Raw genomic sequence first — 26241 nt, 5'->3', positions numbered from 1 at the left:
ACTATTCAACACCATTTAAAGATAAATGCGTGGTTTCGAAAAATTGTGGTCCTAGTTTAGTTAAAACATTGCCTGCGTTTTGAGCATTTCCTTCGATACTCAAAAGAGCATACCCTTTTTGACCTCTATGTCCGAGTTTTAAATCGATTATATTGATATTTTGTGAAGCCAATGCCGATAATAAAATCAGTAATATTCCTGGTGTATTGTTATGAATAGAAAGAATCATTTGTTTGCTGATGGCAATGGGTAAATTTACACCATCAACCTCTAACACATAATTCTTGTGTTTTTTTAATTCTTGTATTTCCAGAATATCACCCACCCTAATTTCAATAAAGCTATCTCCTCCCGTACCTTTAACAAACTCGACAGCTTCATGCACAGAACTATCATCTCCCGTAAGGGTTAAAAAAGCTGTTGCGGTACCATCATTATTGGCATTTAAATAGGCTGTTTCAACATTTATTTCTTCAGATGCCAAAGCATTAAATATCATCGATAAAACACCTGGCTCATCCTTATGATGCGAAAATAATCCCTTCACTTTCATCATCTCCTCTTGATTTTGAGGAATAGTGTTACTAATGGTAATCGATTTATTTCCTTTTCGGATACGTATGGCTTCAAATTCACCTAATGAGGAAGCATTTTTATGATGCTCCAAAAATGTTCTAAAAGTACCTCCGAAAGAAAATTTAGGAATTCGTCGTTGCTTACGATCTTCAAAACGAAGATTCAACATTTCAATTCCCAAATTCATGACTTTGTATTCTTCTTTTTTATAAGCCTGATTTCGTAATGGTCGTTTTTCAGGTATGCACTTTGAGAAACTCAGGTAATGCTTGTAACCAGCGTCGTGGGCATAATGAATACCTGTTTCGTGGTGATTACCCAAATTTTGAAGTGTGTGAGTATCGGTACCCAAAGAAATTGGTATATCCAGCTGTTTGGCTCTTTTCAAAATAGAGATATCCGGATAAATCCCACAACCTTTGTTGATTCCAGCCAAATTAACATCTAAAGCAAGATTATATTCGCTAATCATTTCCAGTAAAAAGCGCATTCTACGAGCCAAAAAATGACCCGAAGTATCTAACTCTAGCAGAGGCTGAGGAATTGGCGCAAACAATTTTGGCAAATCGATATGACCAACAACTTGAATAATTTCCCAAGTAGAATCAACCATTTCGATGAGTTCCTCGATGTATCCGCCCCAAAAATTTTCCAATCCACCTCTCAGCTTAATTAGTTCTTCAGTTTCCTCAATCGATCCATCGTATGGAATTCCTTCCCGTGAAAAATGTAATGAACCAATCACAAAATCAGCATCTTGTGCCTGAAACACTTTCGATCGATTCCACTGCATTCCCAAATCAGGTCCCAACCATTCCAGTTCAATCCCAAAACGAATAGTAATTTGATTGCCATATTTCAATTTCAACTTTTCAATCTGACTTGGATAGTTAAAATAGGCACTATCGCCACGTATAAACTTTACTCCCAGTCGTTTCTCTGCAGCATACCTGTATCTGGTTAAACGTGGTGTATGTATTATAAATGCAATATTGGGATGACCTTTAGCTATGGCTAATTCAGTTATTTTGTCTAGTTCATCAACTCCATGTTTAACATGATCGTTACCTGTACCTGTATGAATTCCATGAGTCTCCCAAATGAAATACTCGGGTGTGGCAATATTATTTTGTGGCATTTACTTAATCTATGTGGTTAATAGCTGGGTAAAAATAATCATTTGAATAGGAAATGATGATCAATTAGCAAGAGAATTAATAAAAAAGACCGGCTTTCAAAAAGAAAGACGGTCTATGAAGTATTAAATACAATTACTTTCACAAAAAGAACAAGATACTGAGCATTAAATTTCTGAGAATTTCAATAATGAACCGCTTATCTTTTTAATATTTACTTCTGAATCTTTTGTATCGTAGCGAGCGGCAGATTTATTATTTTGTGCTTCAACCAAATTCAATTGCGCTTCACGAAAAGTTGTCGAACTAATTTGTCCTAATTGATAATACTCTTTGGTTTGCTCAAAATTAAGCGTGGCAGCTTCCAATGCATCTTCTTCCAATGCCAATACTTTCAAATTGTATTGATAATCAGCATAAGCATTTACCAAATTCTTTTCCAATTCTAACATTTTGTCCTGATACTCTAACTCAGTATTCTGTTTCTGAATTCGTGCATTTGCAATTTCTATTTTTTTTCTTTTTCCATCGAAAATATTAAAACTCATGCTTACACCTCCCGTTAATTGAGTGTTTGAATTTGTCCCAACAATTTCATTCTCGTAATACGAATAAGAAGAGTTAATACTTACCGATGGTAATTGTCCCGACTTTGCCTTTTTCACAGCTAAATCATCCTCTCTTAATTGATTTGCCTGAATCAAATAATCAGCATTTTCCTCCAATGTCCTTTTTTTCAAATCACTCAAATTAAAAGACTGAAATTCTGATGCATCAGGAATTAATTGAAATTTAGTTTCCGCGCTTCTTCCCAGCAAAACATTCATTTCACGAACTAATTCCTCAGAAAACTGTTGGGATTTTAGATAGGTGCTGCTATCCCGATTAAAATCAACCTTTGCATTCAGAACTTCCAATTTATTGATATTTCCAAACTCATATTTAGATTGATTTCTTTGCAAACGTTCCTTAGAAATTGCCATGTTCTTGGATGCCACATCGAAATCGTCAAAAGCCTTACTTAATTGATAAAAACCTGAAATAACATTCGCAATTGTATTTTCGATATTGTACCGGGTAATTAATTCGCCCCGCTCCTTTTGAAGGTTTAATATTTTATAATTATAGCTACCTCCAAATCCATCAAATAGAGTATAAGAGAAATTCAAAGAGGTGGAAGAAGATATTTTGTCTGAACTATGCTCGCTATAATTTGTATTGGCACTGGCACTCAAACTCGGCAACAAACCAGCATTCCCTTTTGTAGCATTGTTTGCAGATATTTCATACTGATTTTTGGCTACTTTAATACTTAAATTATTCTCTAATGCTATTTCAATGGAGGATTCCAAAGTTAAGGCCTCCTGAGCTGCAGCTTCTGCTATAAAACTGAAAAATACTGCAGTAAATATGATCATTCGATTCTTCATTATAAGGATCTCTTTTTTTACTAAAATAAATACTATTGTTCAAGCTCTTTAACAGCAGTTTCTACACTCTCTCGAGATGGCATAACTCCTGTTAGTAACCATTTGTATTTGCATTTAAGGGAGTTGACAGCAACCAATAAAACTGGCAATAATAGAAGATTTAAGAAGGTAGCTATAGCAAGTCCATAAGCTAATGAAATGGCCATAGGAATTACCATTTTCGCCTCGGGTTCATTGGATACTATTAAAGGAGCAATACCAATGATGGTGGTTAAAGAGGTTAAGACGATGGGTCTGAAGCGCGAAACACACGAATCATAAATTGCAGTCATGAATTCTTTACCAGTCTTCAATTGCTTGTTAAATGTACTTATAAGAACAATTGAATCGTTCACCATTACGCCCATTAGCGCGACCATACCCAAATATGATGGCATATCTAAAGCAACACCATGAATCCAGTGTCCCCATCCTACACCAATAAATCCAAGAGGAACAAGAGTGAAAATTAATATGGTTTGAAAATAAGATCGAAATGTGAAAATTACAATGGCAAATAGAAGAACAAGAATAACCGGAGCGATTAGAATTCCTGAAGATTTTGCCTTTTGCAGATTTTCCTCATGACCTCCGTAACGGAATCGTAAGCCTGCATATTTTGCTTTTAAATCGGGTAAAATATGATCCTCAATTTCACTGTTAATTTCGGACATATTAACCGTTGCATTTGCCGCATCAGCTTCAACTGTAATTTCACGTTGCCCATCTAAGTGATTAATTTGAACCAAATTTCTTTCGTAAATGATCTCAGCAACATCTTTTAGGTAGTATTCTCCTCCGTCGTCGGTTCTGATTCTCATATTCTCAAGATTTCCTACCGAAGACCGCTCCTGCTTTGGGTAGCGAACCCAAACTTTCACCACGTCGGTTCCTCGCTGTAAACGCTGTACTTCCTTTCCATAAAAACCTGCTCTTACTTGACTAGACAGATCGCTTAATGTTAAGCCTAACTTATAAGCACTCTTCTTTAATTTTAATTTCACCTCACGCATTCCAAGTTCATCATTATCCTGAACATTCATTAGTCCTTCCATTCTGGATAAGTGTGTCTTGAATTCATTTTTGGCAAGATATAAATCCTCTAAATTGCTACTCTGCAATGATATTGATACAGCTTTTCCGAAATGACTTTCCTGAGTATAACTGAGCAGCTGAGCCTGAGGAATTTCTCCAACCTTATCTTTTATTAAATTACTATATTCTGTTGATAAAAAATTTCTTTTCTGGGTGCCCAACAAATATACCTTCAAAGTTCCTACATTCGAGGCTGTAATATTCAATTCGGTACCAGTAATAACAGGTTCTCCAGTTATACTTTTGTCCTGAAATTCTTCTCCTGCTTCTATTGCTGCATCCTCAATTCGTTGCATGTAAAGAAGTGTTTCATTTTCGGGTGTGCCAGCAGGCATTTCCAGTTCCACATCTACGTAATCATTATTATCAACAGAACTATCTCCCGTTTTAATAATTCCTCCTTCATACGCACCAATAGTCATGGCAAATAATCCAATTGCCAAACCGATGGTAACCAATTTATTATTTAGACAAAAACGAATCAGTGGTTCATATGTCCATCTTCTTAAATAAGAAACAGCCGTCATCGATATTTTCTCAATTTTAGACTCTTTTTTATTTGCTCGAAGGGCTTTAGAATGCACCACATGAGCGGGAAGTATAAGGAATGCTTCAATCAAAGAAAAAATCAAAGCAAATATTACCACAAATGCCAATTCTCGAAAAAACTCACCAATAACACCATCAATAAAGAAAAATGCAGTAAAAGCAACAATCGTTGTTAACACAGCAGAAAACACAGCGGGCATAACTTCCATTGTACCGTCGATTCCTGCTTGTAAGGCTGATTTTCCTTTTTCGTAATGCTGAAAAATATTTTCACAAATAACAATACCATCATCCACCAGAATACCGATAACAAGAATCATCCCAAACAAGGAAATTCTGTTTAGTGTGAGGCCATACATCCCGGCCACCATAAACATTCCCATGAATGAAATTGGAATCCCAATTGCCACCCAAAAAGAAAGGCGATGGTTCAGGAAAAGAGAAAGAAATAACAGCACCAGCAGAAAACCTGCAATTCCGTTGTTTGCCAGAATATCCTGCATCACTTTTATAGAGGAAGACTTATCTTGAAGCACATTTAGTTTGACTACTTCATGTTCCTCATTATATTTGGCTACATACTTATTTATAGTTTCAGATATGACTAAAATATCCTCGCGAGAAGTCTGTGTAATTGAAATTTTAACTGCTGGATCTCCGTTGATATAAATCCGATTAGGCTCTTCGTTCCATTTGTCGTTAACAACAGCCAAATCACTTAAATAAACTGTTCCTCCATTTTCTTGCGAACGAACTACAATATCCTTTAAACCTTCAGCATAATATTGCTTCTCATTAACACGGATTCTCAATTCTTCGTTTTCTCCACGAATGGTACCTCCAGTTTGTTCGATATTTGCTGCAACAACTGCGTTGTAAATCTCATCAATCGTAATGTTGTAGGCTTTTAGAGCGTCCTCGTTCACACTCACTTCTATTTCTTCATCAGGGAAACCATATAAATCTACCTGGGAAATACCATCTATGCCTCTTAAATCATTTTCGATTGATCTGGCATAAGTTTTAAGATCTTTTAAATCAATATCACCACTCAACGACATGGAAACGGCAAGCATGGTGAATTCTCTTTTTGCTACACTAATATTCTCTACTGCAGCAGGAAAAGAACTAATTCCATCTACAGCATTTTTCACATCCTGTAAGGCTATATTAGGATCGTATCCCGATTCCAAATCCACATAAATAGAACAATAATTCTCGGTTGAAGATGAAGTAACCTTCTCTACTCCACTAATTCCCTTTAGGTTATCTTCAATTTTTAGGGCAACTCCTTTTTCAACTTCTTCGGGGGATGCGCCCGGGTAACTGGCCGTAATACTAAGCATTCCCGGATCAATCTGAGGCATCACCGAGGAATTTAGCGTAAAGAGTCCAAACATTCCCAATAAAACGAACACTCCAGCCAAAAGGTTCCCAGCGAAGGGATATTTTACAAAATATTTAATTAATGCCTTCATTTACTTTTTTTCTAGTTGTTACCTGACTAATCTGAATTTTCGAATAAAAATAGTTTCGCTTACTGTTCGCGGGTAGTCACCGAAATCCCTTTGTGTATACCCGTTGTTTTTAAAACGAGTAAAGCATTATCTTCTAACCCCTCTAGAATAACAGAATCAGTTTTCTTCTGAACGACTGAAACCTGTTGCTGATTGATAACTCCATCCTTAACCGTGAATACATATTCTGAATTCACTAGAAATTTACGAGGAATCTCAATTCCAAAAACATCTTTTTTAAGCTCTATATTAGCACTTAAGAACATTCCTTCTTTCAGATTACTCCCATTTATTGCAATGTAAATATCCACCATTTGGGTTTCATCGTCTACTTTATTGCTAATTCGTCGCACAACACCCGACCATTTACCTGTCGTAGATTCTGAATAGATATTCACTTTGTTTCCTTCCTTAATACCAGTAAGACTATTTAGATCGATACCTACCACTAAATCGTAAGCTTTTGTATTCGCAAACTCCCCTAATTTTTGACCAGCTATTACTAGGGTTCCTGTTTTGATATCCGACTCGATCACTTCGCCCATAAAAGGAGCAATAATTTGATATTTAGAAAGTTCAATTTCCTGACCTTTAATTGTGTAGTAATCGGTATAAATATTTTTTCCGGCTAAGTAGTACTTTTCCTTTTCATTTTGTGCAGTAGGTATGGGAGCCAGTTCTTTTTCAACGTCGAATTCTTTCAGGTATTTCTCCCAGGTTATATAACTTTCCGGATAATCAAACTTTAAATCAGGCAAAATGGTCGCAATCTCATTCATAAAACTACTACGCTGGGAAAACACTTCGGATCTGAATTTATCGTCGTTAAGAGATAAAAGAACTTCCCCACCCGAAAACCGCACTCCTTCCAAAAATTGTTTTTGGGAAGGCTGTAGAATGCCTGTAACTTCAGTATACACATCTACTTTATCACTAGCTTCCAAATTTCCTACTACGGAAAGCACTAAATTTATTTTGCTGTTTTTTATCGTTTGAACAGGAACAATTATTTCTTTTGAAACAACATCACTCTCCTTTGGTGCTTTCTTCATATCTGCAAAAACGAATGTGATGCCAAAACAAACAACAATTACGATTACTCCTAAAAGGATACTTTTTCTTTTTAACATGACTGTTCTTTTTTATAATCTGAAGCAATAGTAACCGCTTCCTTTTTAAGAAATAAATTTTATCGGCCAACGAGCCATATCTACCTGTATCAAAAGAAAAATTGTCGGTATCTTTGCTTGCAGTCAAAATTCCATGTGTTTGCAGCTCATTTTTCATTGTTCATCGACAAAAGGTGTTTTGAAAAACTAAATTTTGTTCTTTAGCTGTACTAAATTGTATTTCATGAATTTAAAAGACAGATTATATCATATATTTTCGATAAGATGGGTTCAGCACCTTTCCTTTTGGTCGGTTTTCCTATTATTAGAATTAGGCCGTTTTACCGATATGGATCCAGAGCGAATTCCCAGGGAAATTCTGTTCGAGGGAATCCAAAATTCATTTATCGCAATTCTGGTTTATTTTAATTTAAGGTTTTTAATTCCACGCTATTGGAATACCGGCAGATATGGCAAATATGTATTAATATTCATTATTTGTGAGGTTTTTACCATCTCAACATTAAGTCTATTATTCTATCACTTTCCCGATTTAGAATTTAAAAGGTTCATCAGATTTAACACCACTAAAATCATCATGATGAATACATTTAAAACAAATATATTTGTCTTATCAAGTACATTATTTCATTTCGTAAAAGAATGGATTAAACTGAAGGATGAGAATCTAAAATTCACAGAGAAAGCTCAGGAACAATTAGAAGCAGAATTAAACGTACTAAAAGGCCAGGTCAATCCACATTTCCTGTTCAATACACTTAACAATATTTACTCGATGAGTTTATACGATTCAGTGAAAACTCCAGATATGATTCTAAGATTGAGTCAGCTTATTAGTTATATGATTTATGAATGCAAAGATGAAGAAGTTCAACTAGAGAAAGAGATTCAATTTATAAAAAACTATATTGAATTAGAATCAATAAGAGTTGAGGATGTTGCTACCATTCAATTAAATATTGAAGGAGAGAATCCTGGACATAAAATACCACCCCTTTTGTTTATTCCCCTAATCGAGAATGCATTTAAGCACGGAATATCATCAGAATTGGAAACATCTGAAATTAAAATTCTCATGAAAATATCACAACACAATATTGATCTTGAAATAAGCAATCCTTTAGAATCAAAAAGTGGTGTAATTAATACGAAAGAACACGATGGTTTAGGAATTGAGAACGTTAGAAAGAGGCTAAATTTGTTATTTCCGAACAAACACATTTTCGAAATATTTGAGACCAAAAACCAATACACTACACATTTAAGCTTATCGATATGAATATAAATTGCATTATAGTAGATGATGAAATTCATGCAAGAAAAGTATTGGAAAAATACATTCAGGATATTCCTCACGTTACTTTGGTGAAATCGTGTAAAAATGCCTTGGAAGCTATGGAAGTGCTCCGAAACAGCAGTGTCGATGCCATGTTTTTAGATATCAATATGCCTAAGCTTAGCGGATTGAGTTTTTTAGAAAGTCTTGTGAATCCACCATTGGTTGTTATTACCACAGCTTACCGAGAATATGCCGTAGATGCTTACGAATTAGATGTTATGGACTATTTACACAAGCCAATACCATTTCCACGTTTTATTAAAGCCATTTCTAAAATTGAAGAAAAACTTCAATTAAAAAACAATTTACAAACTGTGTCGCAAGACAATACTCCAGACACAAGTCAGAATTTCATTTTTATTAAGGCTGACAAAAAAACCATAAAACTTAATTTTGAAGACATTAAATACATTGAAGGTTTAGGAGATTACATTAAGATACATACCAAATCAAAAAATATTGTAAGCAAGCTCACCATAAAAAAAATGGAGGAATTGCTACCCGAAAATCTATTTCCCCGCGTTCATAAATCTTTCATCATCTCTCTGCAATTAATCGATTCAATTGAAGGTAATCAAGTAGAAATTGGTGACCAGAAAATCCCCATTGGACAAATGTACCGACAAGCCTTTATGGATTTAATCAATACATTTCTTAAAAAATAAATGTTTACTGACAGGAAGATCTCATTCTTTCGCCAAATTAAAACCTCCAGTATTGGCGACTAAATTCATTTTAACACACACACACATCAAAATTTGCTTTACCTGCAAAACCCATTAAGTTAATTGTGTTTCTACCTTACTCCTTTTCATCGAAAATACAGAGAACATGACTTCATTTTTTAAAAATATTAGGTAGCAACCAAAATTCAATGGAAATGATCAGAATATGTATTAATTTCATTGTCTTGAACAAGAAGAAAGTTTTCAACTTATGAATGAAATGTTAATTTGGATTGGAATTGCTTTTTGCATTACACAATCAGCCATGTTTTCGGGACTAAATCTGGCTTTTTTCAGTCTCACCCGACTTCGACTTGAAGTTGAGGCGGAAACTTCATCTTTAATGGGTGCAAAGCAAGTATTGGAAATGCGTAAGGATTCAAATTTCCTGTTAACTACTATTTTGTGGGGGAATGTTGCGATTAATGTTTTATTAACCTTGCTCTCCGATTCGGTAATGACTGGATTTATTTCATTTGGATTTTCTACGGTTTTGATTACTCTTTTTGGCGAAATTGTACCTCAGGCTTATTTTTCAAGAAATGCATTAAAAATGGCCTCTTTTTTAACTCCAATTTTAAAGTTTTATCAGATCCTTTTTTATCCCGTCGCGAAACCAAGTGCTCTTGTATTGGATTTCTGGCTTGGGAAAGAATCGGTGCAATACTTTGCGGAAAAGAACATCAAGATGTTTATAAAAAAGCACATGGAGGGAACCGGCAATGAAATTGACCATATTGAAGGAACCGGAGCCATTAATTTCTTTTCGCTTGATGATATAAATATTTTGCATGAAGGTGAAGCTCTCAACCCCAAAAGTATTATCAGTTTAAAAAGCAGTAATGATAAATTGATATTTCCGGATTACGCCGCTAAGCCAGAAGATGATTTTTTGAAAAGAATAAACGAATCCGGAGAAAAATGGATCACTTTTACAGATGAAAACGACATTCCAAAATTGGTTTTAGATGCCGATGAATTTATTCGCAGTATCCTATTTTCAGGAGATGTGAAGCAAATAATTAATTATTGCCACGTCCCAATAATTATTACAGATGATTCATATAATCTGGGAAACGTAATCCAGAAATTAAGAATCAAAATGGATATCAATTCCGACAGTCCGCTTAAAAATGACATTGTTCTATTTTGGAAGACCGACAATAAACATATCATAACAGGAGCCGATATTTTAGGCCGATTGTTAAAAGGAATATAAAAACTAATGCATACAAATTTTGAAGTAATGGCAAGATTTATAAAAAAGTCAAAGCATGAAATTGGCATCTCTCCAGACGAATTATTATTTCGGGGAGAACAAAAAATAGACAATGTGTTGTTACGTATTATCGATTTTGATGCAAATAATCTTGAAGAGAATGCAATGGCAACAGTAAATGAGGTGCTCAAGTATCAGGAAAAAGATACCGTAACCTGGTTTAATGTCGATGGAATTCATAATACATCCATTATGCAAGAAATTGCAAAAGGTTTCAACCTGGATCCCCTCATTATGGCAGATGTAATGAATACTCAGTCGAGACCAATGATACAGGAGTATGACAATTGTATTTATATTTCGATTAAAATGCTCCGTCACGACGAAGAAACAAATCTTATTCAGGTTGAAAATTTAAGTTTAATTTTGACAAAAACAGTACTGATTACCTTTCAGGAAAGAAAAGGCGATGTTTTTGAACCTGTTCGGGGAAGAATCAGAAAGCAGAAAAAACGAATACGTAATTCAGGGACAGATTATTTGGCTTTTGCTCTTCTCGATATTGTAATCGACAATTACATCTATATTATTAGTGAGTTTGGTGAAAAGATTGAAACTTTAGAAGAAAATTTGCTTTTGGAGCCAAAACAGTCGGTAATTGAAGATATCAACAACTATAAACGTGAGTTAAATTTTCTTCGAAAAAACATTAAGCCCGCTAAAGAAATGATCCTTAACCTTTCTAAAATGGAATCGGACTTAATTGAATATTCAACAGATGTGCATTTTAGAGAACTACAGGACAATATTAATCAGGCAAATGAATCGTCGGACAGTTACCGGGAAATCCTCTCTGATCAGCTGAATATTTACCACACAACCATAAGTAGTAAACTGAATGACATCATGAAATTCCTAACGATTTTCTCAGTCATTTTTATTCCTCTAACATTTATAGCTGGAATATATGGAACTAATTTCGATGTAGTGCCTGAACTTCACTATGAGTATAGCTATTTCATTATGTGGTTTGTGATGCTTAGCGTGGCAATAGGAATGCTGTTCTATTTTAAAAAGAGAAAATGGTTTTAGATCATGATCCCTAAATAGGGACTTAATGACTATATAATCGACCAAATATTTTAGAGTAAAATCTATTTTATTTGGTCTTTTAAATTGTGGCAACAAACAATAAGAGAATTAACCCCTATAGACACCTTTAGATAAGTAGTCTGTTAAGCTTCGTAACAACAGCCATTTCTCAAATCGGCTTTATATTCAGCCTAAACATTTCTTAAAAAAACCGTTTTCAACGGGATTTAATGAGTGTTATTACCCATTGTATCGATTGCGAAAGCTTCTTTCTATTTTTTTAACATTTTTTAGTTCGGAACTAACCGAACTAATCGTACATTTGTCTCATAAAATTTACAAAAATGATGGATCTTACCCAATTAGAAGAGCAAAAGAAAATATTAGTAGAACGATTTGGAATGTTCATGGAGAAGCAGGAAAACCTTGCCCCTATAGCCGCAAGAATCTTTGCCACTCTTTTCATGAATAAGGAAAAAGGAATCACTTTTGACGATTTAGTTCATTTTTTAGGAGCGAGTAAGAGTACAATCTCGACCAATCTACAGAACCTAACTAAATCGAACATGATTGTATATCATACTGAACCAGGTGACCGGAAGAAGTATTACAGCCTATCCCCTGTTGGGTTTTTGGCGAGAATTGAAGAGAAAATTGCTGATTTTAAAACAGAGCATTTATTGGTTGGACAGATATTGGATCACAAGAAACTAGCCAATGAAATTACAAAAGAAAATGAGCCACAATATATTGAGGACCACGAAACTCCATATTTGGATTATTTATCGAATACAGTAACAATTTTGGAACAGCTTCGCGATGAGATAAAAGAGAAATGTCCGCTGACTCACTAAAAACAGCGAACTAAAATAATTTTGGTACTTAAGAAAGGTACTTAAAGACTTAGATGCATATGGTTCGATGCAGACAGAACTAAAGGAAATAATTAAAAACAATTAATACATTTATTTTGATCATGAAAAGAAATCACATCTTAGCAAGCATAGCGATCATCCTACTGGGCTTATCATCTTGTACGGATTCATCAAAGCAACAAATGGCACAAGGGCCAATGCCTTTTCCTGTGCAGTCAGCAGAAAAAGCGAATGTAACTGTTTACAATGAATATGCTGCAAATATAGAAGGAGAGCAAAACATCGAAATCCGACCTAGAGTGGAAGGATTCGTCGACAAAATTTATATTGATGAAGGAAGTCAGGTAAAAAAAGGACAACTATTATTCAAACTAAGTGCTGAGACGTTGAATCAACAGGTTAATGCTGCCAATGCTATAGTTGAAGTGGCAAAAGCACAAGTTGTATCAGCAAAGGTTGAAGTGGATAAAATTAAACCTTTGGTAGAGAAAAATATCATTAGCTCAGTTCAGCTTCAAACTGCGGAAAGTGCTTTAAATGCAGCAAAAGCGCAACTAAATGCAGCCAATGCAGATTACCTAAATGCGAAAGAAAACTTAAGTTATACGGTAATTACAAGCCCGGTGGATGGAATGATTGGTGACATACCTTACAGAGTAGGTAGTTTAGTTGGCCGTGCCGAAACACAACCACTTACAACTGTTTCTAATATCAGTAATGTGTATGCTTATTTCAACCTAAACGAAAAGCAATTGTTACAATTCAACCGACAATTGAACGGGAATAGTGTTGATGATATGATTAAGGCATTACCTGAAGTAGAGCTTATTCTTGCTGATGGTTCTGTATACGAACAAAAAGGACGAATTGAAACCATCAATGGAATGGTAAATCCAAGAACCGGAAGCGTAAGCTTTCGTGCAATTTTCCCAAATCCAGCTAATTTATTGCGAAGTGGTATTAGTGGTATTATAAAATTACCATCCATGCAAAATGAAGTTATTTTGGTTCCCCAAAAAGCAACTTTTGAATTACAAGGGAAGAAATTTGTGTATCTGGTTGATAAGGACAGCAAAGTACTATCCAAAGAGGTGAATATATCCGAATCTATCGATCAGGATTTTATTGTGCAAAACGGGTTGGATGCAGGACAAACATTTGTTATTGGCGGACTAATTAAACTTCGTGAAGGAATGCAAATTAAGCCTGTAACAGAAAAGCACACACCTGAAGGAAACGCAGCATTTTCTAAAAAATAAGCACCATTAAATTGATTATTTAACACAAAATTCCATGTTAAGAAAATTTATTGAACGGCCGGTATTATCGACCGTAATATCCATACTCATTGTAATTTTAGGAGTCTTGGGACTCACATCATTACCAAGAGAACAATTTCCGGAGATTGCACCTCCAACGGTGCAAATTTCGGCAAGCTATCCAGGTGCGAATGCGGAAACCTTACTAAAAAGTGTTGTTGTTCCTATCGAAGAAGCTGTAAATGGTGTTGAGAACATGACCTATATGTCGTCAACCGCAAGTAACGATGGATCAGCAACCATAAGTGTTTATTTTGAACTCGGAACCAATGCTGATATTGCAGCTGTAAACGTTCAAAACAGAGTCGCTACAGTAAACAGCAAGTTGCCACAACAGGTTATTCAATCGGGTGTTACCACCACAAAGGTTCAGAATAGTGTTTTGATGTTCTTCTCCTTATTAACTGAGAATGAAGATTTCGATGCAACCTTTGTTGAAAACTACGCCCGTATCAACCTGATACCGATGATTAAAAGAATTAACGGAGTTGGTGATGCAACGGTTTTTGGATCTCGTGACTATTCCATGAGAATCTGGTTAAAACCTGAAAAAATGGCTGCTTTTGGAATCACTCCTCAGGATATCGTTGGTGCTTTGGATGAGCAGAATTTAGAAGCTTCACCAGGTAAATTTGGCGCGAATTCATCTCAGTCATTCGAATATGTAATTCGTTACAAAGGAAAACTTTCAACAAAAGAAGAATACGATAATATCATTCTTCGTTCAGAAGGCAACAGTGAGTTCCTTCGCCTGAAAGATGTTGCAAAAATTGAATTAGGGGCGTTTAGTTATGCGACCAAGAATATTACCAATGGTCATCCTTCTAGTGCAATTGCGGTATATCAAACTTCAGGTTCGAATGCTCAGGAAATTATCAAAGAAGTGGAGCGCACATTGGAATCTGCACAAAAGGATTTCCCTACAGGTATCGACTATGTGATTCCTTTTAATACCAATGACTTTCTAGAAGCATCCATCAGTAAGGTGATTACAACCTTAATTGAAGCATTTCTGTTGGTATTTTTAGTTGTTTTTCTATTCTTACAAGATTTTAGATCAACTTTAATTCCAGCAATTGCTGTACCGGTTGCAATTATAGGTACTTTCTTCTTTCTGAATCTCTTTGGATTTTCAATCAACATGCTTACCCTGTTTGCTTTAGTGCTTGCAATTGGTATTGTGGTAGATGATGCCATTGTCGTCGTCGAGGCTGTTCATGCCAAGCTCGACGCTGGTGCGAAGAGTGCCAAGAAAGCCACCGTGTCGGCCATGAGCGAGATTACCGGTGCCATTATATCCATTACTTTGGTGATGTCGGCAGTGTTTATTCCAGTTTCCTTTTTAGAAGGCCCAACCGGAGCATTCTATCAACAATTCGCGATTACACTGGCTGTGGCAATTGTTATATCAGCAATTAATGCATTAACACTAAGTCCTGCTTTATGTGCTCTACTATTGAAACCACATAATCCAAGCGAAGAACACAAAAAAGGAATAGCAAGTCGTTTCTATACTTCCTTTAATGCTGGGTTCGATGCAATAACCGAACGTTACACCAATTCTGTTCACTTTTTAATTCGTAAAAAATGGCTTACAGGTGTAATTCTGGTTGTTTTTATTGCCCTTGCGGGATATTTCTTTCAGACTACTCCTACAGGATTTATTCCCAACGAAGATCAAGGAATCATCTTTTGCGATATTAGCCTGCCTCCTGGAAGTACTTTAGAAAGAACAAGCGAAGTTGCAGGTAAAGTTGAAGACATCATTAATCAAATTGATGTTGTTCAGGAAAATATGTTTGTGGTTGGTTTTAGTTTAATGAGCGGTACGAGAGGTGGCTCGAAGGCCTTTGCAGTTATTAAACTAAAAAACTGGAAAGAACGGAAAGAAGATAATCAGAAAGTAAATGCACTTATTGGTCAATTGTTTGGAAGAACTGCAAGCATTAACGAAGCTCGAATTCTTTTCTTCGCACCACCAACGGTTCGTGGATTTGGTAATTCAGATGGTTTCGAAATGCGTTTGCAAGACAAATCGAACGGAGAGTTTAGCGACTTAATGGAAAAAAGCAATAAGTTTTTGGGAGCCTTAAATCAACGTCCTGAAATTAAGTATGCAATTACCTCTTTCAACACCGGGTTCCCTCAGTACGAGATGGAAGTAAATGTTGAAAAAGTGAAAGAAGCCGGAATATCAGTTAATGGATTGTTTGCTACCCTTCAAGGATATTACGGAAGTTGGTATGCAGCCGATTTTAACCGATTCGGAAAACAGTACCGTGTAATGATTCAGGCAGCACCGGAAGATCGTGAAACCGTTGAATCAATGAACAATGTATTTGTAAGAAATGCTCAAAACGAATTGGTTTCGGTAAGTCAGTTTGTGAATATGAAAAAGGTGAACGGTCCTGATGTGGTAAATCGTTTCAACCTATTCAACTCTGCAACCATCAATGGGAACGTGAATCCTGGTTACAGTACAGGAGACGCCATTACAGCCATTCAGGAAGTAGCTGCAGAAACATTGCCTTCGAACTACGGATACGAGTTTTCGGGAATGACACGTGAAGAACAAAAAGCAGGAAATCAAGCTATTTTAGTATTTGCACTAAGTTTGATATTCGTGTACTTCATACTCGCTGCTCAATACGAGAGTTACATACTCCCCTTCTCTATTATTCTATCTCTGCCTATCGGTATATTTGGAGCCATCTTTTTTGTGAATATGGTTGGTTTAGAGAATAACATCTATTTCCAGGTGGCCCTGATCATGTTGATTGGCTTGTTGGCAAAAAATGCGATTCTGATTGTAGAATTTGCTTTACAGCGTCGCCGTCAGGGAATGGAATTAATGCAGGCAGCAACTGAAGGAGCAAAAGCACGTTTACGTCCTATTTTAATGACTTCTTTCGCATTTATACTTGGAATAGTGCCATTGATGCTGGCAAGTGGTGCTGGTGCTGTAGGTAACCGTTCAATTGGTACTGGTGCAGTTGGTGGAATGTTAATAGGAACCCTGTTTGGTGTGTTTGTGATCCCTGCCTTCTTTGTAGTTTTCCAGTCGATTCAGGAAAAAATTACAGGAGCTCCAAAACCGGAAGATAACGAATCGGAAACTGCAGAATAAATAGAAAGAAATGATGAAGAAAAGATATATAATACTTAGTCTGGTCTTGACAGCATTCAGTCTTCAATCCTGTTTTGTTGCAAAAAAATACCAACAACCAGAAATGGAAACTGTAGATCAGTATCGAAATGTTTCCACAACCGATTCGGCAACACTTGCCAGCATGCCTTGGGAGGAATTGTTTACCGATGCGAACCTGAAAAGCTTAATTAGTAAAGCTTTGGATAACAATCTGGACTACCTTATGGCTATTGAGCGTGTAAATGCGGCAGAAGCTTATTACAAGCAAGGTAAAATGGGTTATCTGCCTAGTCTTAACATGGGTGCAAATGGGGGTAACTACGAATTGTCGGACAATAGCTTGACAGGAATTTCGGCAGGCGGCAATGGCCCAAATTACGAAAACTACCAATTAACAGGTACCATTTCGTGGGAAGCTGATATTTGGGGAAAAATCCGAAGCAACAAAAGAGCAAGCCAAGCTGGTTATTTGCAAAGTGAAGCTGCTCGAAGAGCTGTAGAAAGTTCTTTAGTTGGCAATTTAGCATCGGCTTATTTTCAGTTGATTGCTTTGGATGCTCAGGTTAGTGTTGCAAAACGAACAGTAACCAACCGAATTGAAGGCCTGGAGACTATGAAAAGTCTTAAGGAAGCAGGTCAGGTAACGGAAGCTGCTGTAAAGCAAACAGAAGCACAATTGTACAACACTCAAATTCTTCTTTTAAATTTGGAAGAGAATGTAAATTTGTTAGAAAACACACTTTCTCTACTACTGGGACAAAATGCCGGAGATATTGTTCGTGGAAAACTAGATGACCAAAAGGTTGTGGCTGAATTGAAAACTGGTTTTCCTGCACAATTATTAAGAAACCGACCCGATGTAATGGTAGCTGAATATGGCCTGATGAATGCTTTTGAGCTGACTAATGTTGCCCGCAGTAACTTCTACCCTAGTTTGAGTATTAGTGCCAGCGCAGGTTTGGAAAGCATCAATTTCGACGATTGGTTCAGCACCTCTTCATTGTTTAGCAATGTGATTGGGAATTTGACCCAACCAATTTTTAACAAGCGAAGTATCAGAACCAAGTATGAAGTAGCTAAAGCTCAACAAGCCGAAGCTCGTTACAATTTCAAAAAATCGATGCTACAGGCAGGCAAAGAAGTTTCGGATGCATTGTACAGTTACCAATCTGAAGGAAGAAAATATGAAATTCAGAAAATGGAATTGGAAGCTTTAACAAAAGCAGTTCAGTATTCCGAAGAATTGCTAAACAACGGCTACGAAAACACAACCTATATTGAGGTTCTAACTGCACGTAACAATGCTCTTAGTTCAGAGATTAATACCATAGACACTAAATTCCAACAATTAAATACCATTGTGGAACTATACCTTTCCTTAGGTGGTGGTTGGAGCCATAAATAGTACAGAATTCGAATAGTGAGTAGATTTTGACCGGATTAGGTCAGTAGGATGGTTTTGAAGTTGGTTCTTCAATTTAGTAATCCGGTCAAATCTTTTTTTTTAAAATTAGCAGCTAAATAACAGGCAGCACGATTATCCAATGGATGAACGTGCTGCTTTTTTTATTGGATTAAAGACTAATTCTATTGGAAGTGAAAATTGGCTGTAAAAGGAAAGTCTGACAATACATAAAACATAAAGTTCAGGATCGTAAAATGCTAGATGAAAGACAATCACCTAAATATTCCTTCTTAGTTCAAAAAATTACATCCTGCAATAAAAAGCTAAACTTATAGATATAGTCTATCATGAAATCAATAATTCTAATCGAGAATATTCTCATTATCTATCAAAAATAATTAACTTTATAATTCCATTAAAAGAGTAAAAACAGGTAAGAGGAAAATTTGATAAATGCAATTAATTTAAATAAACAAAAATATGGGCAAACAAGGAATTAAAATTTCATCAGTTGATGTAGAAGAACTTATTAAAATGCTAAATGCAGCACTTTCTGAAGAATGGCTTGCGTATTATCAATACTGGATAGGCGCAAGGGTAATGGAAGGTCCTATGCGAAGCGAAGTAGAACCAGAACTATTACTACATGCTGACCAAGAATTAGGACATGCTTTATTGGTAGTCAATAGAATTATTCAATTAGGCGGTACACCCGTAATAAATCCTACCGAATGGACGAAATTGGCTCGTTGTTCTTATGACGAACCATCCGACCCTTACATTGAAATAATTTTAGAACAGAACTTAAAGGGAGAAAGATGTGCAATTCAAAGGTATCAGGAAATAGCCGATTTTACGAATGGCAAAGATCATTCTACCTATCAAATGGCTGTTCAGATTCTGAATGAAGAACTTGAACATGAAAATGATATTGAATCCTGGATTACCGACTTGAATCGAATGAAAGAGGAATGGAAAAAAGTTAGAATGTAAAAATAAAACTATAGGAGGTTATATCATGGGATGCGACACAGGCTTAAAACCTAGAAAAAAAGTACAAGTAGAAAATACAGAAAATAGTAATCAACAAGTAAAGGAGGAAAAAACGATGAGTTCAACAATGGTTAGACAAGAAATGCCAAATTTCACAATGGATGCCTTTAATTCGGCAACCGGACATTTCACAACAGTTTCAAGCGAGGATTACAAAGGAAAATGGGCTGTAATATGCTTCTATCCTGCTGATTTCACTTTCGTTTGCCCAACTGAAATTGCCGCAATGAATGCTAAATACGATGATTTTAAGGCTTTAAACACTGAAATTCTTGCAATATCAGTAGATACTAAATTTTCGCACAAGAGATTTGTTGAAACTGAACCACTACTTAAAGGTTTAAGACTAATCATTGGTGCTGATGGCAACCAAGAAGTAAGTCGTGCTTTTGGAGTACTTGTTGAAGAAGAAGGTGTTGCTCTTCGTGGTCGCTTTTTATTCAACCCTGATGGTATTTGTGTAGCTCAGGAAGTACAAGCTGATTCTGTAGGTAGAAATGTAAATGAATTCCTACGTCAGGTGCAGGCATGGCAACATGCAACCAAAACTGGCGAAGTTTGTCCTGCAGGATGGAGACCTGGCAAAAAAACTCTTCCAGTTAACACCGATGCTGAAAAGATGGCCGGGCATGTTGGAGATTACATTACAATTGAAGAAATTATGGATTAACAATTAATCATCATATCAAATCAAGCAGCACGATTATCCGATGGATGAACGTGCTGCTCTTTTTTAACCCTGACTGTGCTGTCCTGTCACTAAAAACCTCACCCTTTCCCGCGAGGAGAAGGGCTGGGCTTGAGATGTTGACTCTCGCCCACTTCACCAACACCTAATATAGTTACCAATATCTTTTCCTGTGATTTTTGGTACAATTAGGAAAGATGGCTAAATTGATATTCAAGCAAAGTAAAACACAACTATTAATAAACACAGGAATAATGATCTACGAGGATTTAGGATATAACAACGAACTAGAACAATATCGAAATGAACAAGGATTGGATTCATTTGAGATGGGTCGGGTTGTATCGGAACACAAGGAAAGATATGTTGTAAAGACACCAACAAATGAGTACGATTCTGAATTGATAGGTAATTTGCGCTTTACGGCCGAGAGCAGACATGACTTTCCGGCCGTTGGCGATTGGGTTGCTTTTTCGGAATACGATGAAGGCAAAGCTCTGATTCATGCCATCTACCCTCGCAGTTCCGTGATTGAACGACAAGCAGTTGGCAAATCAGGACAGGTGCAAATAATTGCGGCAAATATCGATTGCGGCATAATTGTACAGTCCGTTAACCGGGATTTTAATATCAACAGATTAGAAAGGTATTTGACAATCTGTTATGCCTCTAATGTGGAGCCGATCATCCTTCTAAGCAAAATTGATTTAATCACTGCTGTCGAGTTGGAAACGCTTCTGAATCAGATCGCAGAACGCATTAAAGATGTGTCTGTAATTGCCATCAGTAATGAATCGGATGCTGGATTAGATCAATTAGCAGCACTCATAAATAAGGGGAAAACCTATTGTTTGCTTGGTTCCTCGGGCGTAGGGAAATCGACACTGCTAAACAAGTTGAGCGGTAAGGAACTGATGAGTACAGGTGCGATTAGCGAAAGTATTGACAGAGGGAAACACGTTACCAGCTACAGAGAATTGATTGTGCTTGAAAATGGCGGGATTTTAATCGACAACCCAGGAATGCGGGAAGTTGGAATCACAGACACCGCGAGTGGTTTAGAAATGACATTTGATGGCATTATGGAATATGCTGAAAATTGCAGATTTAAAGACTGCACCCACCAACACGAGAAAGGCTGTGCCATTTTAGAAGCTGTCGAAAATGGTGAAATTGATGCCAACACCTACGCTAATTTTCAAAAAATGCATCGGGAAAAAACTCATTTTGAATCGACGGTGCAGGAAAAGAAAAGCAAGGATAAAAGCTTTGGCAAGATGGTTAAAAATGTAAAAAAACAAAGAAAACAGGATAAGTTCTAAGCAGAATCAGTACTTCTCCCAAAAACAAAATGGCCCCCTCTGTCCTTCGTTCCTACAGTTTTCGAAATCCCTTTGCAAAGGAAGAAAACGACAGAACTGAGTCTTCCCTTTTTAAGGAGAAGTGTCGACAAACGAAGGGGTGAAAACAACAATACCAGAACCAGTAAGCGTTTTTTTTCCATGACTTTTCAAAAACCTCACTCTATCCCTCTCCTAAAGGAGAAGAGAATACAGCTTCTGTATCTACACATTTTTGAAAGAAAGCTCCCTTCTTCTCGAGCAAAAGGGTCGGGTTTGAGGTATTAGCTCTCGCCCAGCGACCAACACCTAAAACACATACCAATATCTTTCCTTACTATTTCTTGCAACAATTGGGAAAGATGGCTACTTTCGGGCTCTAATAAAAATGAGAACAACTCATTCCTATAGGTAGGGATAAACGCACCAGTACAGATATAAAGAAATTGTGCGTCGTGCGAAAAAACCAATGGGAAAAGAATCGAATGATAATAGTAAATCACATTTAGCGATTTATTTTAATACACAACAAAGAGTATGATAAAAAAAACAGAAAAACCATCACCAGAAGCAAAAGCGCTTTCTCTTTTTTTAATGGCTTACAAAACGATAGACCCTATTTACAAAGAGAAATCCAAACGTATCAATAAACTGTGGAGTTTGGTGTTAAAAGATGAATTTAGCAGGATTGAATATATTGAAGAAGTGCAAAATATGTTAACATCCTATGGTGGGTATGCAGAAGTTGTAGAGAAAACAGTTCGTTTTTACATTGAAAACACCGGCGAATGGAAATTAGAGGGTGATGATAAATATTGCCGCGACGCTAAGAAAATTGCTGATAAAATCATGAATAAGTAGACAGCCTATTACCAAGATACAGACTAAATCTCTTCATGTGTTTTTATTAATAAGTACGCGAAGAATTTGGCCCATTTCAGGATATCGAAGAGTTAAAATGCTTTCAAAAACTGAATCTAATTAAAATAAAAAAGCCACCCCACAGGTGGCTTTTCTCATTATTCCCCCTGCTTTGGTTACTTCCTTAAACCGCCGTCAGGGATCTTCGACCGCTGACGGGGTATCATCTCCCCGAGCCCGTCAGCGGTTTTTTGACCCTGACGGCGCTTTCAAACGCAAAACTCACCAACACCCGAAACTCTTACCCATACATTTTTATGAGATTTTGACTATTCATAATATACTAGTAAATTAGATTATTATTATTATTATATGTGAAAATCTTATTAATGAGACTTCTTGAAGCAATAGAACACGGCAATTATTATCATATTTTCAACAGAGGTATTAATGGTGAAGATTTGTTTCGAACAAATGATAACTACACTCACTTCCTTCAACTTTACGAAAAGTACATCGAAGAAATTGCTGATACTTTTGCATGGTGCCTTATGAAGAATCATTTTCACATATTAGTGCGAATAAAAGAGAAAAATGAAATCGGATTTATTCCTATTAAAAAGAATAATCATACTACTATAACACCGCCGTCAGGAATAAAAACCGCTGACGGGGTTTCCTCGAAACAATACGATCCCTCCCGTCAATTCTCACACTTATTTAATGCATATGCTCAGTCAATAAATAAGGAATACAAACGAAGCGGCAGCTTATTTGAAAGCCCTTTCAAACGAATACATATTACATCAGATAATTATTTTAAGAAACTGATTAGCTATATTCACAACAACCCTTCACATCATGGCTTTTGCGAAAATTCCATCGATTATCCATGGACATCTTACCATTCTTTATTATCGAAAAAGCCAAGCAAACTAAAACGCGAAGAATTAATCCATTGGTTCGACAATAAAGAAAATTTCATTAGCTACCACCAACAGAAACAAGACTACATCAACATCGAAAATTTAATTATAGAATAAGCCCGTCAGCGGTTTTTTTACCCTGACGGCGCTTTAAGGAAGAAACTCTAACACCCAACACCCCAAATAACAAACCGCCGTCAGGGATCTACGACCGCTGACGGGGTATCATCTCCCCAAGCCCGTCAGCGGTTTTTTTTACCCTGACGGCGCTTTAATTTCATACAGCAACTTCTTCCAATTCGAAACCACCCCTACATCCCCTAAAGTGGACTTCTTCCCAAAACTACTGCCAATAAGCCCCTTTAGGGGTTTGGGGTAATAAAAGGCATCATATTTTCTGTCTTAACGGTAAGTTCACGCCCACCTCACTAACACCAAAATATTTACCAATATCTTTTCTTATGATTTCTTGCATCAGTTGGAAAAGATGCCTACTTTCGAATGCTATTAAATATAAGAATCTATGGAATTAGAAACAGTTTTAAAACTAATTATATCTATTGCTGGTTTAATTTCTGTAATAATAAAACTATTAGACTCATTATCTCAAACTAATAGAAAACGGAAATTAAAAACAGACCTAGAATTACTTGAGAAGATAAATTCTGGAGATATTGATTCGGAAGATAAAGAGAAAATAAATAAACGATTAAAGGAAATTCTTCATGAATATCTTGACATTAAAGAAACTACCGTTAAGTGGTTTGATATTTTCTATGCATTGACCTTATTTGTTGGTTTCGGTTGGTGGACAATTTATATTTATGAAATAAATACGGAATTTAGTCCTTGGACAATTCTGACAGGACTTTTATCTTTTGTTGGTTTATCATTACTTATTGATAATAAATGGAGAAAAAAGAAAGAAGATAAAGTCATTCTTAAAATTACAATCTTGGATGGTTTTAAATATGCGATAGTAATGCTAGGCTTAGCAAGTCTTATAGGATTCTTTTTATATGCAAAATATGACGGATATACACATTGGTATATTTTGATTGGTGTATTTATCCCAATTGGATTTAAATTGCTAGCTGATGGAATCAAATTAAAATAAAGCATATAGGCTTCGTGCTTTTATGGAGCATTTGAAATGCCAAACTCACCATATTCAAACCTTATATAAACAAAAGAAAGCCACCCCACAGGTGGCTTTTCTAATCTCCCCCACAGCACGTCAGCGGTTTTTTTACCCTGACGGCGCTTTCAAACACAAAACTCACCAAAACCCAACACCCTAAATAACAAACCGCCGTCAGGGATCTTCGACCGCTGACGGGGTATTATCTACTCCCATTTTTTTTACCCTGACGGCGCTTTCGGGATCGGCGGTGTACAAAAACCCAACAATTCCCAAAACAAACCGCCGTCAGGGATCTACGACCGCTGACGGGGTAAAACTAAATTTTAGGAGTCTCATTAACTACCAGTTCTTCATCCACAGGCTCGCCTTGCAGGTATCGGTATTCGAAACCATAGGTTCTCATAAATCTGCGCACATTGGAAGTTGTCTCGTTTCTCATCGAAAATTGAATGTAAGCCGCAATTTCCTTAATCATTTCATCCACCGGTTCGCGAACTTCGGCCAAATCTTTCTGTACCTTATTTACAGCACGATCGGCAGGAGCAATTTCGTCGAATTCCTTTTTTGCAGACTCCAAAGCCAAAGCAACTTCCTCTGCCGAAGGATTGCTCATAGCCGGATACCCTGCTTCAACTGCCTTTTGCTCTCCCAAGAGAATGTTTTCGGCAGCCGTTACCAAATCCATATCCTTACTGAAAGTAGGTAATTCACCCCCCGCAGTAATGTTGTAGTAACGCAACACTTCTGCCGGATGATCCATTCGGTAGGTTCTTCTTCTTAAACCATCAAAAAAATCGCGTACCACAACCTCCAGCTTTACAAAGGTTTCATTTTTCTCGCGAACCTCTTTCTGCCTGACCGATAAGCTGGAATTGCTTAGATCGTAAACGGTCCGAAATTTCAATTTCAGCTCTTCTGCCTCGCGCAGCAATTTGGGAGGAATAAAACTAGTTCCTAATACTGCATCTTTCTGTGCAGTTGCAATGGAACGATCTAACATTTTTAACCGATTTAAATCGGATGTAGGTAATACTAAAGAAGCCATTTAATCTTTAATTATAGTTAAACAAAAGGATCAATGAATATCGTCTTCGCTTGATCCGGATAATTCTAAAATGATTTAACATGCAATTATTGTAAAATCTCTTGTTTTAGGAGCCTTTCCGAGCACACGGAGGGGGCATTCCCGAAACTCCGAGAGCATTGTGTGTCCCCAAAATGGGCATTCCCGAAACTCCGAGGGCCTTTTGTGTGAATATAATCGGCATCTGCGAAACTCCGAAGAGCTTGTGTTTTGCGGCAATCGGCATTCATGAAACTCCGAGGGCATTGTGAGCCACTAAAACAGGCATTCATGTAACTCCGAGGGCTTTGTATTTTGCTAAAACAGGCATCCACGCAAGTAGATGCCCATTTATATGGAGTAAAACAGCTGTTTTTAAGAAGAAAAGATGCCTGATGCAACATGTTATGCCATTTTGAATTACCGCCCCCCTCTACTCAACAATACATTTTTTAAAATCGAATCATGAAGTTACTATTTATTAGCACATCTGCAAAACAATACACTTCATAAATATGTTCACTCAAAGCAAATACCCCACTCTTACTAGGAAATACGAGGATAATTTTGTT

At 36.6% G+C, this 26241-nt stretch carries 19 protein-coding genes; 14 read left to right on the top strand and 5 right to left on the bottom strand.

Annotated features, from left to right (window positions below):
* Nucleotide 1: 1 nt before the first annotated feature.
* The 4 genes from ALGA_RS20145 to ALGA_RS20130 all read right to left on the bottom strand — a co-directional run bounded on the left by ALGA_RS20145 (nucleotide 2) and on the right by ALGA_RS20130 (nucleotide 7472).
* On the bottom strand, nucleotides 2–1714 hold the full coding sequence (locus ALGA_RS20145; RefSeq protein WP_096432343.1) for a histidinol-phosphatase HisJ family protein: 1713 nt from the start codon (nucleotides 1712–1714) through the stop codon (nucleotides 2–4).
* 165 nt (nucleotides 1715–1879) lie between these two features.
* Complete coding sequence (locus ALGA_RS20140; RefSeq protein ID WP_096432341.1) at nucleotides 1880–3142, bottom strand: TolC family protein; 1263 nt, start codon at nucleotides 3140–3142, stop codon at nucleotides 1880–1882.
* Nucleotides 3143–3174: 32 nt separating this feature from the next.
* The gene (locus tag ALGA_RS20135) at nucleotides 3175–6303 is read right to left on the bottom strand and encodes an efflux RND transporter permease subunit (RefSeq protein ID WP_096432339.1); all 3129 of its coding nucleotides are present in this window, start codon (nucleotides 6301–6303) and stop codon (nucleotides 3175–3177) included.
* 59 nt (nucleotides 6304–6362) lie between these two features.
* Entirely contained in the window at nucleotides 6363–7472 is a 1110-nt protein-coding gene (locus tag ALGA_RS20130; protein ID WP_096432337.1) for an efflux RND transporter periplasmic adaptor subunit, read from the bottom strand.
* A gap of 223 nt (nucleotides 7473–7695) precedes the next feature.
* Between ALGA_RS20130 and ALGA_RS20125 the strand changes: the two genes are divergently transcribed.
* The 14 genes from ALGA_RS20125 (at nucleotide 7696) to ALGA_RS20055 (ending at nucleotide 24579) form a co-directional block, all read left to right on the top strand.
* A complete protein-coding gene (locus ALGA_RS20125) occupies nucleotides 7696–8751 on the top strand; it encodes a sensor histidine kinase (protein WP_096432335.1) in 1056 nt (351 codons plus the stop codon).
* Entirely contained in the window at nucleotides 8748–9476 is a 729-nt protein-coding gene (locus tag ALGA_RS20120; RefSeq protein ID WP_096432333.1) for a LytR/AlgR family response regulator transcription factor, read from the top strand. Before ALGA_RS20125 ends, ALGA_RS20120 begins: the two co-directional genes overlap by 4 nt.
* Before the next feature lie 271 nt (nucleotides 9477–9747).
* Nucleotides 9748–10755, top strand: a complete 1008-nt coding sequence (locus ALGA_RS20115; protein WP_096432331.1) for a DUF21 domain-containing protein — start codon at nucleotides 9748–9750, stop codon at nucleotides 10753–10755.
* A 27-nt stretch (nucleotides 10756–10782) separates the two neighbouring features.
* A complete protein-coding gene (gene corA, locus ALGA_RS20110) occupies nucleotides 10783–11847 on the top strand; it encodes a magnesium/cobalt transporter CorA (protein WP_096433793.1) in 1065 nt (354 codons plus the stop codon).
* A 344-nt stretch (nucleotides 11848–12191) separates the two neighbouring features.
* Nucleotides 12192–12701, top strand: a complete 510-nt coding sequence (locus ALGA_RS20105) for a GbsR/MarR family transcriptional regulator (protein WP_096432329.1) — start codon at nucleotides 12192–12194, stop codon at nucleotides 12699–12701.
* Between the two features lie 122 nt (nucleotides 12702–12823).
* Nucleotides 12824–13981, top strand: a complete 1158-nt coding sequence (locus ALGA_RS20100; protein ID WP_096432327.1) for an efflux RND transporter periplasmic adaptor subunit — start codon at nucleotides 12824–12826, stop codon at nucleotides 13979–13981.
* Nucleotides 13982–14015: 34 nt separating this feature from the next.
* Complete coding sequence (locus tag ALGA_RS20095) at nucleotides 14016–17168, top strand: efflux RND transporter permease subunit (RefSeq protein WP_096432325.1); 3153 nt, start codon at nucleotides 14016–14018, stop codon at nucleotides 17166–17168.
* Nucleotides 17169–17178: 10 nt separating this feature from the next.
* On the top strand, nucleotides 17179–18594 hold the full coding sequence (locus tag ALGA_RS20090; protein ID WP_197705632.1) for a TolC family protein: 1416 nt from the start codon (nucleotides 17179–17181) through the stop codon (nucleotides 18592–18594).
* Nucleotides 18595–19074: 480 nt separating this feature from the next.
* On the top strand, nucleotides 19075–19587 hold the full coding sequence (locus ALGA_RS20085) for a ferritin-like domain-containing protein (protein WP_096432323.1): 513 nt from the start codon (nucleotides 19075–19077) through the stop codon (nucleotides 19585–19587).
* A gap of 25 nt (nucleotides 19588–19612) precedes the next feature.
* Nucleotides 19613–20317, top strand: coding sequence for a peroxiredoxin (locus ALGA_RS20080; protein WP_096432321.1), 705 nt, complete (start codon nucleotides 19613–19615; stop codon nucleotides 20315–20317).
* A gap of 215 nt (nucleotides 20318–20532) precedes the next feature.
* Entirely contained in the window at nucleotides 20533–21657 is a 1125-nt protein-coding gene (gene rsgA, locus ALGA_RS20075) for a ribosome small subunit-dependent GTPase A (protein ID WP_231706002.1), read from the top strand.
* Between the two features lie 555 nt (nucleotides 21658–22212).
* Nucleotides 22213–22536, top strand: a complete 324-nt coding sequence (locus ALGA_RS20065; RefSeq protein ID WP_096432315.1) for a hypothetical protein — start codon at nucleotides 22213–22215, stop codon at nucleotides 22534–22536.
* Between the two features lie 389 nt (nucleotides 22537–22925).
* A complete protein-coding gene (locus ALGA_RS20060; protein WP_096432314.1) occupies nucleotides 22926–23579 on the top strand; it encodes a transposase in 654 nt (217 codons plus the stop codon).
* 406 nt (nucleotides 23580–23985) lie between these two features.
* Nucleotides 23986–24579, top strand: a complete 594-nt coding sequence (locus tag ALGA_RS20055) for a hypothetical protein (RefSeq protein WP_096432312.1) — start codon at nucleotides 23986–23988, stop codon at nucleotides 24577–24579.
* Between the two features lie 343 nt (nucleotides 24580–24922).
* Here ALGA_RS20055 and ALGA_RS20050 read toward each other — a convergent pair whose 3' ends face one another.
* Complete coding sequence (locus tag ALGA_RS20050; RefSeq protein ID WP_096432310.1) at nucleotides 24923–25651, bottom strand: hypothetical protein; 729 nt, start codon at nucleotides 25649–25651, stop codon at nucleotides 24923–24925.
* Between the last annotated feature and the right edge of the window lie 590 nt (nucleotides 25652–26241).

Source organism: Labilibaculum antarcticum, assembly GCF_002356295.1.
Taxonomy (GTDB): domain Bacteria; phylum Bacteroidota; class Bacteroidia; order Bacteroidales; family Marinifilaceae; genus Labilibaculum; species Labilibaculum antarcticum.
The sequence above is the reverse complement of the archived record's forward strand: the minus strand, read 5'-3'. Positions and strand labels throughout refer to the sequence as shown.